At 63.6% G+C, this 16449-nt stretch carries 12 protein-coding genes and 6 tRNA genes; 5 read left to right on the forward strand and 13 right to left on the reverse strand.

Annotated features, from left to right (window positions below):
* Positions 1 to 106: 106 nt before the first annotated feature.
* From lon to ACVOLO_RS05245, 10 genes are all read right to left on the reverse strand, one after another.
* Complete coding sequence (gene lon, locus ACVOLO_RS05200; RefSeq protein WP_481569220.1) at positions 107 to 2563, reverse strand: endopeptidase La; 2457 nt, start codon at positions 2561 to 2563, stop codon at positions 107 to 109.
* Between the two features lie 144 nt (positions 2564 to 2707).
* Positions 2708 to 3997, reverse strand: coding sequence for an ATP-dependent Clp protease ATP-binding subunit ClpX (clpX, locus tag ACVOLO_RS05205; protein ID WP_481569221.1), 1290 nt, complete (start codon positions 3995 to 3997; stop codon positions 2708 to 2710).
* A gap of 123 nt (positions 3998 to 4120) precedes the next feature.
* A complete protein-coding gene (gene clpP, locus ACVOLO_RS05210; protein ID WP_481569222.1) occupies positions 4121 to 4747 on the reverse strand; it encodes an ATP-dependent Clp endopeptidase proteolytic subunit ClpP in 627 nt (208 codons plus the stop codon).
* A gap of 66 nt (positions 4748 to 4813) precedes the next feature.
* Positions 4814 to 6109, reverse strand: a complete 1296-nt coding sequence (gene tig / locus ACVOLO_RS05215; RefSeq protein ID WP_481569223.1) for a trigger factor — start codon at positions 6107 to 6109, stop codon at positions 4814 to 4816.
* Between the two features lie 175 nt (positions 6110 to 6284).
* Positions 6285 to 6369, reverse strand: a tRNA-Leu gene (locus ACVOLO_RS05220).
* Between the two features lie 103 nt (positions 6370 to 6472).
* Positions 6473 to 6548 (reverse strand) — tRNA-Lys (locus ACVOLO_RS05225).
* Positions 6549 to 6661: 113 nt separating this feature from the next.
* Positions 6662 to 6737 (reverse strand) — tRNA-Lys (locus tag ACVOLO_RS05230).
* A gap of 80 nt (positions 6738 to 6817) precedes the next feature.
* Positions 6818 to 6894: transfer RNA gene (locus ACVOLO_RS05235), tRNA-His, on the reverse strand.
* Positions 6895 to 6931: 37 nt separating this feature from the next.
* Positions 6932 to 7008 (reverse strand) — tRNA-Arg (locus ACVOLO_RS05240).
* A 45-nt stretch (positions 7009 to 7053) separates the two neighbouring features.
* A tRNA-Pro gene (locus tag ACVOLO_RS05245) sits at positions 7054 to 7130 on the reverse strand.
* A 141-nt stretch (positions 7131 to 7271) separates the two neighbouring features.
* Between ACVOLO_RS05245 and ACVOLO_RS05250 the strand changes: the two genes are divergently transcribed.
* Positions 7272 to 8033, forward strand: coding sequence for a Bax inhibitor-1/YccA family protein (locus ACVOLO_RS05250; protein WP_481569224.1), 762 nt, complete (start codon positions 7272 to 7274; stop codon positions 8031 to 8033).
* Positions 8034 to 8256: 223 nt separating this feature from the next.
* Here the strand turns inward: ACVOLO_RS05250 and ACVOLO_RS05255 are convergent, their stop codons facing one another.
* The 3 genes from ACVOLO_RS05255 to grxC form a co-directional block, all read right to left on the reverse strand.
* Entirely contained in the window at positions 8257 to 9261 is a 1005-nt protein-coding gene (locus ACVOLO_RS05255; RefSeq protein WP_481569225.1) for an isocitrate dehydrogenase, read from the reverse strand.
* 137 nt (positions 9262 to 9398) lie between these two features.
* Complete coding sequence (locus ACVOLO_RS05260) at positions 9399 to 9791, reverse strand: carboxymuconolactone decarboxylase family protein (RefSeq protein WP_481569226.1); 393 nt, start codon at positions 9789 to 9791, stop codon at positions 9399 to 9401.
* Positions 9788 to 10081, reverse strand: a complete 294-nt coding sequence (grxC, locus tag ACVOLO_RS05265; RefSeq protein WP_481569227.1) for a glutaredoxin 3 — start codon at positions 10079 to 10081, stop codon at positions 9788 to 9790. The genes ACVOLO_RS05260 and grxC overlap by 4 nt, the downstream gene beginning before the upstream one ends.
* A 152-nt stretch (positions 10082 to 10233) precedes the next feature.
* Between grxC and ACVOLO_RS05270 the strand changes: the two genes are divergently transcribed.
* From ACVOLO_RS05270 to ppk1, 4 genes are all read left to right on the forward strand, one after another.
* The gene (locus ACVOLO_RS05270; protein ID WP_481569228.1) at positions 10234 to 11889 is read left to right on the forward strand and encodes a M48 family metalloprotease; all 1656 of its coding nucleotides are present in this window, start codon (positions 10234 to 10236) and stop codon (positions 11887 to 11889) included.
* 113 nt (positions 11890 to 12002) lie between these two features.
* Positions 12003 to 12692 (forward strand): phosphate regulon transcriptional regulator PhoB, encoded by a 690-nt coding sequence (phoB, locus tag ACVOLO_RS05275; protein ID WP_481569229.1) that lies wholly within the window; start codon positions 12003 to 12005, stop codon positions 12690 to 12692.
* Between the two features lie 79 nt (positions 12693 to 12771).
* Complete coding sequence (gene phoR, locus ACVOLO_RS05280; RefSeq protein ID WP_481569230.1) at positions 12772 to 14112, forward strand: phosphate regulon sensor histidine kinase PhoR; 1341 nt, start codon at positions 12772 to 12774, stop codon at positions 14110 to 14112.
* Complete coding sequence (gene ppk1, locus ACVOLO_RS05285; RefSeq protein WP_481569231.1) at positions 14109 to 16190, forward strand: polyphosphate kinase 1; 2082 nt, start codon at positions 14109 to 14111, stop codon at positions 16188 to 16190. The genes phoR and ppk1 overlap by 4 nt, the downstream gene beginning before the upstream one ends.
* The last annotated feature ends 259 nt before the right edge of the window (positions 16191 to 16449 follow it).

A 16449-nucleotide genomic window follows, 5' to 3' on the forward strand; every position in this document is an offset into this window, starting at 1 on the left:
TGAGACAGCAGATGCGTGAGTCGCACTTTTATACCAGCGCCCCCCTACCCGCGCAAGCTGAAAAGCCAGCAATGACGCGGGTTTCAAGGCATTTTGCATTCACACTTCAATGCTTGACGCGCGCTGCCGGAACTGCCTTGGCCTTGCCTCGCACCGTGACGCGCTGCGCACTCTTACGTGCTTTCTTCGGTGCCAGCGGCGACTCCAGTGCGATGTCCAGCACTTCATCAATCCACTTGACCGGCACGATGGTCAGGTCGCGGGTGACGTTGGCGGGAATGTCGGCCAGGTCCTTCCGGTTCTCTTCCGGGATGACGACCGTGCGGATGCCACCGCGCAGCGCGGCCAGCAACTTCTCCTTCAAACCACCAATGGCAGTGACGCGGCCACGCAGGGTGATTTCGCCGGTCATCGCCACTTCGGCCTTCACCGGCACCTTGGTCAAGGTGGACACCAGCGAAGTCACCATCGCGATACCCGCACTCGGGCCGTCCTTCGGCGTGGCACCGTCTGGCACATGCAGGTGCACGTCGTGCTTCTGCAGGAAGTCCACATCGATACCCAGTGCTTCAGCACGCGAGCGCACCACCGACAACGCAGCGGTCGCCGACTCCTTCATCACATTGCCAAGCTGGCCGGTCAACGTCACCGCACCCTTGCCCGGGATCAAGGTCGATTCGACCTGCAGCAGCTCGCCACCGACTTCGGTCCAGGCCAGGCCGGTCACCAGGCCGATTTCGTTCTCTTCCTCGGCGCGGCCGAAGTCAAAGCGGCGCACACCCAGGTACTTGTCCAGATTGCCGGCATCCACCACCACCAGCGCCTTGGATTTCCTGGTGCCCTTCTTGGCCGCCTTCTTCACCGGCTGCGGGCCAGCCAGGGCGAGCTCCTTGACCACCTTGCGGCAGATCTTGGCCACTTCGCGCTCAAGGTTGCGCACGCCGGATTCGCGCGTGTAATAACGCACGATGTCGCGGATGGCGCTGTCCTCGATCACCAGCTCCTCAGGCTTCAAACCATTGGCCTTGAGCTGCTTCGGCGCCAGGTAGCGCGTGGCGATGTTGAGTTTTTCATCCTCGGTGTAGCCCGGGATGCGGATCACTTCCATGCGGTCCAGCAACGGGCCCGGGATGTTGAGCGAGTTCGAGGTCGCCACGAACATCACTTCGCTCAGGTCCAGGTCGACCTCGAGGTAGTGATCGTTGAAGGCATTGTTCTGCTCGGGGTCGAGCACTTCCAGCAGCGCCGAAGACGGGTCGCCACGGAAATCCATCGACATCTTGTCGATTTCATCCAGCACGAACAGCGGGTTCTTGCTGCCGACCTTGTTGAGGTTCTGCACGATGCGGCCCGGCATCGAGCCGACATAGGTACGGCGATGGCCGCGGATCTCGGCCTCGTCACGCACGCCGCCCAGGCTCATGCGCACGAACTTGCGGTTGGTGGCCTTGGCAATGGACTGGCCCAGCGAGGTCTTGCCCACGCCCGGCGGCCCGACCAGGCACAGGATCGGCCCCTTCATCTGCTTCACGCGCGACTGCACGGCAAGGTACTCAAGGATGCGATCCTTGACCTTGTCCAAACCGTAATGATCGGCGTCGAGCGTGTCCTGGGCGACCTTCAGGTCCTTGCGCACCTTGGTGCGCTTCTTCCACGGCACACCCAGCAGCCAATCCAGGTAATTGCGCACCACCGCCGCTTCGGCGGACATCGGCGACATCTGCTTGAGCTTGTTGAGCTCGGCCTTGGCCTTGGCTTCCACCGCCTTGGGCATGCCGGCCTCGGCAATCTTGCGGGCCAGTTCGTCCAGCTCACCCGGCGCATCGTCCAGATCACCCAGTTCCTTCTGGATGGCCTTCATCTGCTCGTTGAGGTAGTACTCGCGCTGGCTCTTTTCCATCTGCGATTTGACGCGGCCGCGGATGCGCTTTTCCAGCTGCTGCACGTCGATTTCGCCATCGACCAGGCCGACCAGCATCTCCAGGCGGTCGCCGACCAGCAGCGTTTCCAGCAGCTTCTGCTTGTCGGTCAGGCGCACGCCGATATGCGCGGCAATGGTGTCGGCCAAGCGCGAGGGCTCTTCAATACCCGCCAGGGTCTGCAGCAACTCCGGCGGCAACTTGCGGTTGGTCTTGACGTACTGCTCGAACAGCGACATCAGCGAACGGGCAATCGCCTCGATCTCGCGTGATTCGCGCGACTCGTTCGCTTCGATCTCGGTGCCGTGGCCCTGCAGCGCGCCGTCCTGCTCATAGACCTTGTCCACGTTCACACGCGACAGGCCTTCGACCAGCACCTTGATGGTGCCGTCGGGCAACTTCAGCAGCTGCAGCACCTGCGCCAGCGTACCGACGGCGTACAGGTCCTCGCCGCTCGGGTCATCGGTCTCGGCGGACTTCTGGGCCACCAGCAGGATGCGCTTGTCCGCTTCCATGGCGCGTTCCAGCGCCTGCATGGACTTGTCACGGCCCACGAACAAGGGAATGACCATGTGCGGGAACACCACCACGTCACGCAGTGGCAGGACCGGCAGGTCGAGAACTTCGAGTTGGGACTGGGCCATGGGGGCGGGCTCCGCAGGTATCAGGAAGGGCCAAATAAAAAAGCCGATGGCCCCGTTATGGGGCCATCGGCGAGGTGTTGCAAGAGGCGTTGGAAGCTGAACATGAACAGGCCTCAGCCCGATTCACGCCCCGCCCATACCGGCTCAGTCGCCAGAGGCGGCCTTGGCCGGTGCCGCCGGGGTTTCATAGATGATGTACGGCTCGGACTTGTTCTCGATGACCGATTCATCCACCACCACCTTGCTCACGTTTTCCTGTGATGGCAGGTCATACATCGTGTCCAGCAGCACCGACTCGACGATGGTGCGCAGGCCACGGGCGCCGGTCTTGCGCTTGAGCGCCTTGCGGGCGATGGCCGACAACGCGTCCGGACGGAACTCCAGCTCCACGTTCTCCATCTCGAACAGCTTCTTGAACTGCTTGGTGATGGCGTTCTTGGGCTCGGTCAGGATCTGGATCAGCGCCGCCTCTTCCAGCTCTTCCAGCGTCGCGACCACCGGCAGGCGGCCGACGAATTCCGGAATCAGGCCAAACTTGATCAGGTCTTCCGGCTCGACCTCGGCCAGCACCTTGCCCACTTCCTGCTTGCGTTCGGCGCTCTTGACCTTGGCACCGAAACCGATGCTGCTGGTGTCCGAGGAACGCTGCTGGATCACCTTGTCCAGGCCGGCAAACGCGCCGCCGCAGATGAACAGGATGTTCTTGGTGTCCACCTGCAGGAATTCCTGCTGCGGGTGCTTGCGGCCGCCCTGCGGCGGCACGCTGGCCACGGTGCCTTCGATCAGCTTCAACAGTGCCTGCTGCACGCCTTCGCCGGACACGTCGCGGGTAATCGACGGGTTCTCACTCTTGCGCGAGATCTTGTCGATTTCATCAATGTAGACGATGCCCTGCTGCGCCTTCTCGACGTCGTAGTCGCACTTCTGCAGCAGCTTCTGGATGATGTTTTCCACGTCCTCACCCACGTAACCGGCTTCGGTCAGCGTGGTGGCATCGGCCATGGTGAACGGCACGTTGAGCAGGCGCGCCAGCGTTTCGGCCAGCAGCGTCTTGCCCGAGCCGGTCGGCCCCACCAGCAGGATGTTGGACTTGGACAGCTCGACGTCGTCGCTCTTCTGACGGCTTTCGATGCGCTTGTAGTGGTTGTACACGGCAACAGCCAGCGTGCGCTTGGCACGGTTCTGGCCAATCACGTACTGGTCCAGGACCTCCAGGATCTCGCGCGGCTTGGGCAGCGAACTGCGTGCCGACTGCGCCTTTTCCTCAAGCTCCTCGCGGATGATGTCGTTGCACAGCTCCACGCATTCATCACAGATGAACACGCTCGGGCCCGCGATCAGCTTGCGTACTTCATGCTGACTCTTGCCGCAGAACGAGCAGTACAGAATCTTGCCGCTGCTGTCCCCGGAACGACCTTGCCGGTCTTCGCTCATGCTTCGCTTACCCAGTTGCGCCCCCTCTGAGGGGGTTCGAATTCGAGAATAGCACAGGGCCGGGAGGACATCAGTCCCGCTCCGACCCTGCAAAAATTGCCGTGTTTTCGGCCACTTGCACCATCAAGACGCTTGGATGGTCTCTTCCGGACGGCGTTCCAGCACCTGGTCGACCAGGCCGTAGGCCACCGCTTCGGCCGCACTCTTGAAGTTGTCGCGCTCGGTGTCGCGGGCAATGGTCTCCAACGGCTGGCCGGTGTGCTTGGCCATCACCTCGTTCAGGCGCGAACGCAGGGTGAGGATTTCACGGGCATGAATGTCGATGTCCGTGGCCTGGCCCTGGAAGCCGCCCAGCGGCTGATGGATCATCACCCGCGAATTCGGCAGCGCATAACGCTTGCCCGGTGCACCCGCCGCCAGCAGCAGCGCGCCCATCGAGGCAGCCTGACCGATGCAGGTAGTGCTCACGTCCGGCTTGATGTACTGCATGGTGTCGTAGATCGCCATGCCCGCCGTGACCACGCCACCGGGGGAATTGATGTAGATGTTGATTTCCTTTTCCGGGTTTTCCGATTCAAGGAACAACAGCTGCGCCACCACCAGGTTCGCCATGTGGTCGTCGATGGGACCGACCAGGAAAATCAGGCGCTCCTTGAGCAGGCGCGAATAGATGTCATAGGCGCGCTCGCCGCGGCTGGTCTGCTCGACCACCATCGGAACCATGTTCAATGCTTTGGTTCGGTTGTCCATTTCGTGAGGCACCTGTTCTGGGGAGGACACACCCCGCGCCGGAGCGCGGGGACGTAACGCCGCCTGTTACTGGCGGATGGCTTCCTGGAACGACAACGCCTGCTCGGTGTGCTGGGCACGCTCGGCGATCCAGTCGATGACCTGCTCTTCCATCACGCGGTTCTGCAGGCCAGCCATAAGCTGGGGATCATTGCGGTACATCTCAATGACCTGGTCCGGCTCTTCGTAGGTGGAGGCGATCAGGCGCATGGTTTCGTTCAGGCGCTTCGGGTCCAGGCGCAGTTCGTTCTTGCGGGCCACTTCACCGACCAGCAGGCCGACCAGCACGCGCTTGGAGGCCGCATCCTTGAAGCCTTCATGGGCATCGGCCGGGACCTGGCCCGGGTTGCCGCCCTGGCGGCGGATGGCTTCCACCTGCTGGGCCAGCATCGAACGGGCTTCATTCTCGACCAGACGCGGCGGCAGCTCCACCGAGGCGTAGGCGGCGATCAGCTGCTCGCCAACCTCGCGACGCAGGCGGTTCATCAGCGCGCCCTTGAGCTCACGCTCCAGGTTGGAACGGATGTCGGCGCGGAACTGCTCCACATCGCCGTTCTTGACGCCAAAGCTCTTGATGAAGGCCGCGTCCACTTCCGGCATTTCCTGCTCGGAAACCTCGGTGGCCTTGACCGTCACCTGGACCGTCTTGCCGGCCAGCGCGGGCACGCGCCAGTCCGCCGGGAACGCGACATCCAGGGTCTTTTCCTCGCCCTTGGCCAGGCCAACCAGGCCCTGCTCGATCTGCTCGAACATCATGCCCTGGCCGATGATGATGGTGCCCTTCTCGACACCTTCGGCCGGCAGGCGCTCTTCACCGGCCTGCGACCAGGTTTCCAGGCCGACCAGGTCACCTTCCTGGGCGCCGCGTGCCACCGGCTTCCAGGTGCGGCGCTGGGCGCGCAGGTTCTCGATCATCTGGTCGATGTCGGCATCGCTGATTTCAGCGGTGTGGCGCACGACGGTCAGCTTGGTGACGTCGACATCGCCGAAGTCCGGGATCAGCTCGACGGTGGCCACGAAGTCGAATTCACCTTCACCGGCCTTGTCGATGCGCGGGTTGCCGGCAATGCGCAGCTCGTGCTGGCGCAGCGCGGCATCGAAGGTTTCACGCAGCAGGCCATCCATCGCCTCGGCACGCACCTGCGGCCCGAAACGCTGCTCGATCACCTTGGCCGGCACCTTGCCCGGGCGGAAGCCCTTGATCCGTGCGGTGCGCGAAATCTCGCCCAGACGGCCATTGATGTGGCTCTGCAGACGGTCTTCCGGCAGCGAGAAGCTCAGGCGGCGTTCCAGGTTGCCGGTGGATTCGATCGAAGCTTGCATGTGGACTCCTGCCACCGGAGGCATCCCCGGCACGATGTGATGGTTGAAACGATTGTGAGTGCGCGGGTCTGCGCCGCAGCCCTTTAGTTTGGCCGATATCGCCCGTCACCGCCAGCGTTGGCGGGCATGCAATGACGACGGAGAGCGCCCCAGGAAGGCTGGGAAGACCGGGCAATGGTGCGAAAGGGGGGACTCGAACCCCCACGCCTTGCGGCACTGGAACCTAAATCCAGGGCGTCTACCAATTCCGCCACTTTCGCAAAGCCGGTTCAGGTCGCCATTGTTGCAGGCACGCCCACAAAGCGGAAGCCGGCAACAGGGCGGATAAAGAAAAGCCACCGGATCGCTCCGATGGCTTCAAACTGGTGGGCTGTCAAGGATTCGAACCTTGGACCTATTGATTAAGAGTCAACTGCTCTACCAACTGAGCTAACAGCCCTGAAACTTCGGTGCGGATTTTACCCCGGGAGGCTTTTCTGGCACCAGCCCAAAACACCGGGCTTACATTAATAAGGAAAAAGCCACCAGATTGCTCTGGTGGCTTTTTTGATTTGGTGGGCTGTCAAGGATTCGAACCTTGGACCTATTGATTAAGAGTCAACTGCTCTACCAACTGAGCTAACAGCCCTGAAAATCAGGGAGCGAATCTTACCGCACCCTTCTTTTTTTTGAAACCCCGGATTTCACTCCGTTGTCTCTTTTGTTCAGTGGGGTGGCTGAGGGGATTCGAACCCCCGACCACCGGAATCACAATCCGGTACTCTAACCAACTGAGCTACAGCCACCACTGAAAACAACAACTCACCTACCGCTTGCACCAATTGGCGCGCCCGACAGGAATCGAACCTGTAACCGCCGGCTTAGAAGGCCGGTGCTCTATCCAGTTGAGCTACGGGCGCTCTGAACCGGATCATCGCAATCCAACGCGCATTGAGTGCATTGGATGGTCGGGGTAGAGGGATTCGAACCCCCGACATCCTGCTCCCAAAGCAGGCGCGCTACCAGACTGCGCTATACCCCGGCGGTGAATCTCTCGGGTCACCCCGTGAAGTCGGCTATTGTCCAAACTGCGGCCGATTCTGTCAACGACAATTTTCACTTCCGTGGATACAGGTATGCTTTTGCACTGTACCCACCTACTCACCCCGCCACGGAGCACGGCATGCGCAGCGGTAATCCAGCCCTTTCAGAATCCACCTTCCTCGACCTTGGCAGCGGCAGCGTGGTCTCACGCGGCGCCGATGCGATGACCATCAACGGCACTGTCAGCAAGACCAGCATCCTGTTGCTGCTCGCCGTGCTGACAGCCGCTTTCGCCTGGAACAACACGCTCACCGACACCGGCGAACTGGCTGCCGCCGGCCGCCTGTATCTGTGGGGCGGCATGATCGTCGGCTTCATCCTGTCGTTGGTGACCATCTTCAAGAAGACCTGGGCGCCGGTCAGCGCACCGCTGTACGCGCTGGCGGAAGGCTTTTTCCTGGGTTCGATCTCGGCCATCTATGAGGCCCGCTTCAACGGGATCGTGTTCCAGGCGGTGATCCTGACCTTTGGCACGCTGTTCGCACTGCTGTTTGCCTACCGCAGCGGGCTGATCAAGGCCACCGAGAACTTCAAGCTGGGCGTGGTCGCAGCGACCGGCGGCATCGCGCTGGTGTACCTGGCCACCATCGTGCTTGGTTTCTTCAACATCAACATTCCCTTCATCCATGAGTCGGGCCTGATCGGCATCGGCTTCAGCCTGTTCGTGGTGGTGATTGCGGCGCTGAACCTGGTACTGGATTTCGACTTCATCGAAAGCGGCGTGGAAGCCGGTGCACCGAAGTACATGGAGTGGTACGGCGCGTTCGGCCTGATGGTCACGCTGGTGTGGCTGTACATCGAGTTCCTGCGCCTGCTGTCGAAGTTGCAGTCGCGCAACTGAGGCCGCTGCTGCAAGTTGTTTGCGAAGGGCGCCCGTGGGGCGCCCTTTGTTTTTGCGGGTGCTCGAAGCAAAAGCCCTGCCCCTCCCCAACCCTCCCCTGCTGCGCAAGGGAGGGAGCCGAGCTTGGCCCTCCCCTCCGCCTTCGGCGCAAGGGAGGGAGCAAATGAAAACGGAGCGCTTTCGCGCTCCGTTTCATGCACTACCAGAACTACCGCAGTCGCAATCAGATGCGGCTGGCGATGGCCTGGGCAAAGCTCATGGTGGTGCCGTTGCCACCCAGGTCGCCAGTCAGCGAATCCTTGGCTTCCATCGTGGCGACGATGGCCTTGCGCAGGCGCTCGGCATTCTCCGGCTGACCGACGTGATCCAGCATCTGTGCAGCGCCCAGCATCAGTGCAACCGGGTTGGCCTTGCCCTGCCCGGCGATGTCCGGCGCGGTGCCATGCACGGCTTCAAAGATCGCCGCGTCAGCGCCGATGTTGGCACCCGGGGCCAGGCCCAGGCCGCCGACCAGACCGGCACACAGGTCGGAGATGATGTCGCCGAACAGGTTGGTGGTGACGATGATGTCGAACTGTTCCGGGCGCATCACCAGCTGCATGCAGGCGTTGTCGACGATCATTTCCTGGAACTCGATGTCCGGGTACTTGGCCGCGACTTCACGTGCCACGTCCAAGAACAGGCCCGAGGTCGACTTGATGATGTTGGCCTTGTGCACGGCGGTGACCTTCTTGCGGCCGGTGCTCTTGGCCAGCTCGAAGGCGTAACGCACGATGCGCTCGGAACCCTTGCGAGTGATGCGGGTGCCGGAGAACGCGGTCTCGCCGTCGGCCGACACTTCCTGGCCTTCGGCCAGGTAGGCACCTTCGGTGTTCTCGCGCACCGTGATCATGTTGATGTTCTCGTAGCGCGACTTGGTGTTCGGGAACGAGATGGCCGGGCGCACGTTGGCGTACAGGTCGAACTGGCGACGCAGGGCCACGTTGATCGAGCTGAAACCGCCACCGACCGGCGTGGTCAGCGGGCTCTTCAGGGCGACCTTGTTCTTCTTGATCGAATCCAGCGTGGTGGCCGGGATCAGTTCACCGTGCCTTTCCAGCGCGGCCAGGCCTGCATCGGCGAACTCGTACTGCAGCCCGGTGCCGAGCTTGTCGAGCACGAACAGGGTTGCGTCCATGATTTCCGGGCCAATGCCATCGCCACGGATGACGGTGATTGTCTGCGTCATTTTCTTGGGATTCCGAACAGGGAGGAGAGAAAGCGCCCGTCCGGCCAGCTGCCCGGATACCGGCGCGATTGAAATGGTTTCAACTGGCAATTATGCCCGATCCAGCCCCCTCCTCCCAACTGGACCAAGGTATGGGTTCAGCCGTGGTCATGCCCGGCGGGCGCTTCGGCCGCGCCACTTTCCAGCTGGTCCAGGAAGTCCACCGCCCGACGCAGGTGCGGGATGACGATGGAGCCACCAACCACCAGCCCCACCGAGAAGGTCTCGAAGAACTCCTCGCGGCTGACCCCGGCGTCCTTGCACTGGGCCACGTGGTAGCTGATGCAGTCGTCACAGCGCAGCACCAGCGAGGCGACCAGGCCCAGCAGCTCCTTGGTCTTCACATCCAGCGCGCCGGCCTGGTAGGTCTGGGTGTCCAGCGCGAAGAAGCGCCGGACCACCTGGTTGGGCTCGGCGAGGATGCGCTGGTTCATGCGCTGGCGGAATTCGGTGAATTCAGCCAGGCGGTCCTTCTCGGCCGGGCCGCTCATGCCCCCTGCCCGGCCAGCAGCGGCTCCAGCTTTCCTTCGCGGTGCAGCGCCATCATGTCGTCGTAGCCACCGACGTGGACGTCGCCGACGAAGATCTGCGGCACGCTGGTGCGACGGGTGCTGGCCATCATCTTTTCACGCGCTGCCGGATCCAGGTCGATGCGCACTTCGGTCCAGGACTGGCCCTTGCTCTTCAGGAAGTTCTTGGCCGCCACGCAGTACGGGCAGACAGCGGTGGAGTAGATGGTGATCTCCGGCGCGCCGCTGGCGCCATTGCTTTCGTTGCTCACAAGGAAACTCCTGACTGGAAACAATGTCCATATATGGTAGCGGCGGACTGGTTTTTCGACGCCATCAACAGAACACTGCGGGTTAACCTGTGCTTCACATCGTTCGCCACATTCCCCGTCATTCTCCGCCCAGCCTTTTCCGGAGCCACCGCTTGCGCACGCTTCTGCTCGCCACCGCCGTCACTCTGGCCCTGGCCGTTCCACCGTCCTTCGCCGACGACACCAAGCTGCCGGACATCGGTTCGTCGGCCGGGGAGCTGCTGACCCCGGCCCGCCAGGCCGAGTACGGCGGAATGATGCTGCGCGAGCTGCGCAATTACGGCTACCTGCTGGACGACCCGCTGGTGAATGACTGGCTCGGCACCATGGGCACGCGGCTGGGCTCCAACAGCGCCCAGCCGCAGCAGAAGTACACCTTCTTCATGATGAAGGACCGGCAGATCAACGCCTTCGCCACCCTGGGCGGCTATATCGGCATGAACGCCGGCCTGGTACTGACCGCCGAGCGCGAGGATGAAGTCGCCGCGGTGCTCTCGCACGAAATCGCCCACGTCACCCAGCAGCATGTGCTGCGCGGCGTCGAGCGGGCACAGCGCGACCAGATCCCGATCCTGCTGGGCATGCTGGCGGCCGTGGTCGCCGCGCAGCAGGCCGGCGGCAACTCCTCCGGCGACGCGACGATGGCGGCCATCACCTCCGGCATGGGGCTGATGCAGCAGCGCCAGATCAACTACACCCGCTCCAACGAATCCGAGGCCGACCGCCTGGGTATCCGTACCCTGGCCCGTAGCGGCTACGACGTGGATGCGATGGCCGGTTTCTTCGAGCGCATGTCCGCGGCAATGCGTGGCAACCAGGGCGGTTATTCGACCCCGGATTTCCTGCGCACCCACCCGGTCAACATCACCCGCATCAGCGAAGCCAAGGCGCGCGCCGAGCAGATGAAGAAGGACACGGTGCTGCTGACCACGCAGACCCCGACCGGCGTGCGCCAGGAGCGGGTCAACCCTTCCGAGCCCGACGCCAGCCGCGACCCGCTCGGCAGCCAGGGCAACCCGCTGCTGCCCGCCGGGCTGCAGTTGAACCTGCCCGATGCCGGCCTGCCCCGCGGCGTGACCGGGGGCTTCGACTGGGCACGCGAACGCCTGCGCGTGCTCAGCGCGCCCACGCCGTCCGAGCTGGTGCGCGAATACGAAAACCTCAAGCGCGGCCAGAAGGACGGCCTCACCGACCCCCAACGCTACGGCGTGGCGATTGCCCGCCTGCGCGACGGCGGCCCGGCCGCCGCTCAGGCATTGCAGGAACTGCGGCAGTTGCAGTCCGAACACCCGGACAACCTGTGGGTGACGCTGGCACTGGGCGAGGCCGAATCGCGCAACGGGCAACATGCCGATGCCAACCGCCGCTTCGACGCCCTGCTCAAGCACCTGCCACAGAGCCGCCCGGTGGCACTCACCTACGCCGGCGTCCTCAACGAACAGGGGGGCGAGGCGGCCGGCAAACGCGCCCAGGCCATGCTGCGGCCGTTGTTGGCCAGGAGCAGCGATGATCCGGTCCTGCAGAGCACCTTTGCCCGCGCCAGCGAACTGGCCGGCGACGGCGCCAGGGCCAGCGAAGCCTACGCCGAAGCCGCCTACCTGAACGGGCGCCCGGAGCAGGCACTGCTTCAGTTCCAGGCCCTGCTCAAGCGCCCGGAACTGGATTACGTGAGCCGCGCACGGGTGGACGCGCGCATCGAATCAATCATGCCCACGGTCCTGGAGATGCGCCGCCTGGGTGTGCGTGACCCGGATATGTCACGCAACTGACGCCATCCTGCATGGTCGGCAACCACTGTATCCGGCCAATGTCACAAACTCGTCATCAAACCGTAGTCTACTGAGCGCACCCCCCGCTTGATGGGCTCTACGGTAGCTACGACGTGCTCAAACGCATCCTGATTGTCGATGACGAACCCGCGATCCGTGACATGGTCGCCTTCGCCCTGCGCAAGGGCGAGTACGAGCCGGTGCATGCCGGCGACGCCATGGAGGCACAGACCGCCATTGCCGACCGCGTCCCGGACATGATCCTGCTGGACTGGATGTTGCCCGGCACCAGTGGCCTGGAGTTGGCCCGGCGCTGGCGCAAGGAAGCACTGACCCGCGATGTACCGATCATCATGCTCACCGCCCGTGGCGAAGAAAACGACCGGGTCGGCGGCCTGGAAGCCGGTGTCGATGACTACGTCGTCAAACCGTTTTCGGCACGCGAACTGCTGGCGCGCATCCGTGCAGTGATGCGCCGCACCCGCGACGATGACGAAGATGGCAGCGTGGCCGTGGGCAACATCCGCATCGACGGTGCCGCGCACCGCGTGTTTGCCGGCGATGCCCCGGTGCCGATCGGCCCGACCGAATACCGCCTGCTGCATTTCTTCATGACCCACCCCGAGCGCGTCTACACCCGTTCGCAGTTGCTTGACCATGTCTGGGGCGGCAGCGTGTATGTGGAGGAACGCACCATCGACGTGCATATCCGCCGCCTGCGCAAAACCCTGGAACCCTTTGCCGCTGAAGACATGGTGCAGACCGTGCGCGGTGCCGGTTACAGGTTCTCGGCTTCAACTTGAGCCGGCCGGCCCGGCTCTCTGCTTGATGCTATAACTCAGGCTCCTCCGTCAGTTCCACTTGCAGCACGCAGAGAACGCAATGCCCCGCAAATTCCGATCCGCCTGGTTGAAGACACTGGCCACCGTGGCCGTGCTGTTGCTGTTGGCCGGGTTGTTGGGAGTGTTGGCCGGACACCCGGCATTGGCCGTGGCATTGGCAGCACTGGCGATACTGGCGTGGCATTACTGGCGGCTGCGGAAAGTGCTGTTGCGGCTCACCGCACGCCAACGCTGGGAAACCTCCGAAGGCACCGGCGTGTGGAACGAACTGGACCGACTGCTGTACCGCAACCAGCAGGAAATGCGCACCCGCAAGCGGCGCCTGATCGACATGCTGCGCAGCTACCGCGCCGCCGCTGCCGCCCTGCCCGATGCGGTGGTGGTGGTGGACCGCAACACGCAGCGCGTGCAGTGGTTCAACGAAGCGGCCACCAGCTTGCTCGGGCTGCAACACCCGGCCGACATGGAGGCCGCGCTGGTCGAGCGCCTGCAGCCGCTGCCGCTGGCGCATTGGCTGGCCGGCGGCCGCAATGCCGAGCCCATCCTCGATGCGAACTCCCCCGTGGATCCCAGCATCCGCCTGCACCTGCGGCTGATTCCGTATTCGGATCACCACTGGCTGCTGGTGGCGCGTGATGTCACCAAGCTGCTGCACCTGGAACAGGTGCGCCGCGACTTCGTTGCCAATGTCTCGCATGAACTGCGCACGCCACTGACCGTGGTGCACGGTTACCTGGACATGATGGACCCGGAAGATTTCCCCGACACCGGCCCGATGCTGGCCGAAATGCGCAGGCAATCGCAGCGCATGGCGCAGTTGGTCGAAGACCTGCTCACCTTGTCGCGGCTGGAATCGCAGCAGCACACCGAACTTGAAACCGTGCCGATGACCTCGATGCTGGCCTCGCTGCGGCGCGAAGCACAGGCGCACAGCCAGGGCCGCCACACCATCACCGTTGAAGACAACGCAGGCGTGGACCTGGCCGGTTCCAACAAGGAACTGCACAGCGCGTTCTCCAACCTGCTGACCAATGCCGTGCGTTACACCCCGGCCGGCGGCAGCATCTCGCTCACCTTCACCCGCGAAGGCCAGGGCGCCGTGCTGTCGGTGACCGACACCGGCTATGGCATTCCCGCCACCCACCTGCCGCGCCTGACCGAACGCTTCTACCGCGTGTCGAGCAGCCGTTCGCGCGAAAGCGGCGGCACCGGCCTGGGGCTGTCCATCGTCAAGCACATCCTGGGTTTGCACCAGGCACGGCTGGACATCCGCAGCGAGGTCGGCAAGGGCAGCACGTTTGCCTGCCACTTCGATGCCGAACACGTGCGCCCACGCAGTTCCACCTCCACGACCGCCCCCATGGAAGACTTCCCGGCATGAACCCTCCCGCCCCTGCCCCAGCCGTCATCGCTCCCGATCCGCTGCGTGACCCGGCGCTGTACATCAATCGGGAACTGTCTCAGCTGGACTTCAACTTCCGCGTGCTGGCACAGGCAATGGACGAACAGGTGCCCTTGCTTGAGCGCCTGCGTTTCCTGTGCATTTCCTGCACCAACCTGGATGAGTTCTTCGAGATCCGCGCCGCGGCGGTGCGTCACGCACAGGAGTTCGGCCTGCCGCCGGCACCGGACGGCATGAGCCCGCAGGCCATCCTCAGTGCCATCCACGACCGCGCCGCCGAACTGGTGGACCAGCAGTACCGCTGCTGGAATGAAGTGCTGCGGCCGGCGCTGGCCGAGGCCGGCGTCGGCATCCTCGCGCAGAAGGCATGGACCACGCGCCAGCACCGTTGGCTGCGTGCCTACTTCCGCAACGAGATCATGCCGGTGCTGTCACCGCTCGGACTGGATCCGTCGCATCCGTTCCCGAAGATCCTCAACAAATCACTGAACATCGTCGTCGTGCTCAAGGGCACCGACGCCTTTGGTCGCGCCGGGCACCTGGCGCTGGTGCGTGCACCGCGCTCGCTGCCACGCATCATCCAGTTGCCCGAATCGCTGGGCGGCCCGCAGAACTTCGTCCTGCTGTCGGCGGTGTTGTCGACCTTTGTCGATGAACTGTTCCCGGGCATGGAAGTACAGGGCGCCTACCAGTTCCGCGTCACCCGCAACTCCGAGCTGGTGGTGGACGAGGAAGAAGTGGAGAACCTGGCGCTGGCGCTGCGCGATGAGCTGGTGGACCGCGGTTATCGCCCCGCCGTGCGTTTGGAGATCGCGCACGACTGCCCCAAGCCGATCATGCAGACGCTGCTGCAGAATTTTGGCCTGTCGGAAAACGCGGCGTACCGTATCAACGGCCCGGTCAACCTCAACCGCGTCATCCAGGTGTATGACCTGCTGCAACGGGCGGATCTGAAGTACCCGCCGATGGTGCCACGCGTGCTCAAGACGCCCGAAGGCATCTTCGAAATGGCCGCACGCAACGACATCCTGCTGCACCACCCCTTCGATTCCTTCAGCACCGTGCTGGATTTGATCCGCGAAGCATCGGTGGACCCGAACGTGCTGGCGATCAAGCAGACGCTGTACCGCACCGGCAAGGACTCGGGCATCGTCGAGGCGCTGATCCAGGCCGCACGCAACGGCAAGGACGTGACCGTCGTGGTCGAGTTGCGCGCGCGTTTTGACGAAGAAGCCAACCTTGGCCTGGCCGACCGCCTGCAGGACGCCGGCGTGCAGGTGGTGTATGGCGTGGTCGGCTTCAAGACCCATGCCAAGATGCTGCTGATCGTGCGTCGCGAAGGCCGCAAGCTGCGCCGCTACGTGCACCTGGGCACCGGCAACTACCACAGCGGCACCGCCCGCGCGTACACCGACCTGAGCCTGATCACCGCCGATGCGGACATCGGCAATGACGTGCACCTGTTGTTCCAGCAGCTGTCCGGGCTGGCGCCGAAGATGAAACTCAAGTGCCTGCTGCAGTCCCCCTTCACCCTGCATCCGGGCCTGATCAAGCGCATCGAGCGCGAGACCACGCTGGCACTGGCCGGCAAGCCCGGTCGCATCATCGCCAAGATGAATGCCCTCAACGAGGCGCAGGTGATCCGTGCGTTGTATGCAGCCTCGCAGGCCGGCGTGCAGATCGACCTGATCGTGCGCGGCGCCTGCACCCTGCGCCCGGGCGTGGAAGGTGTGTCGGAGAACATCCGCGTGCGCTCCATCGTCGGCCGTTTCCTGGAGCACAGCCGCGTGTACTGGTTCGGCAACAACGGCGCGCCGGAGTTGTATTGCGCCAGCGCCGACTGGCTGGAGCGCAACCTGCTGCGCCGGGTGGAAACCTGCTTCCCGGTCCTGGACAACGACCTGGCCCGCCGCATCTACCGCGACGTACTGCAGAACTACCTGGACGACAACCTCAACGCCTGGGAGCTGCAGGCCGACGGCCGCTACCGCCAGTGCCAACCGGCAGCCGGCCAGCCGCCGCATTCGGCCCAGCAAACCCTGCTTGAGGGGCTTTGAAGCGGGAGTTTGGGGGCGAAGTGAGGGGCTGATAACAGCCAACGCAACAGCCCCCTTCCCCAGCCCTCCCCCTTGCCTGCGGCAAAGGGAGGGGGCGGTTGTGCATGTGCTTGGCAGTTCCCAGTAAAAGCCGCTCTTACCCCCTCCCTTTCGCGCAGCGAAGGGGAGGGCCGGGGAGGGGTGCCGTTGCTACCGCGGTTGCTATTGCTGGCAACGCAATCATCCCGTTATTCGCTCCTCACTCCTCATCACCCGCTCC

The organism is Stenotrophomonas sp. STEN056 (assembly GCF_056759635.1).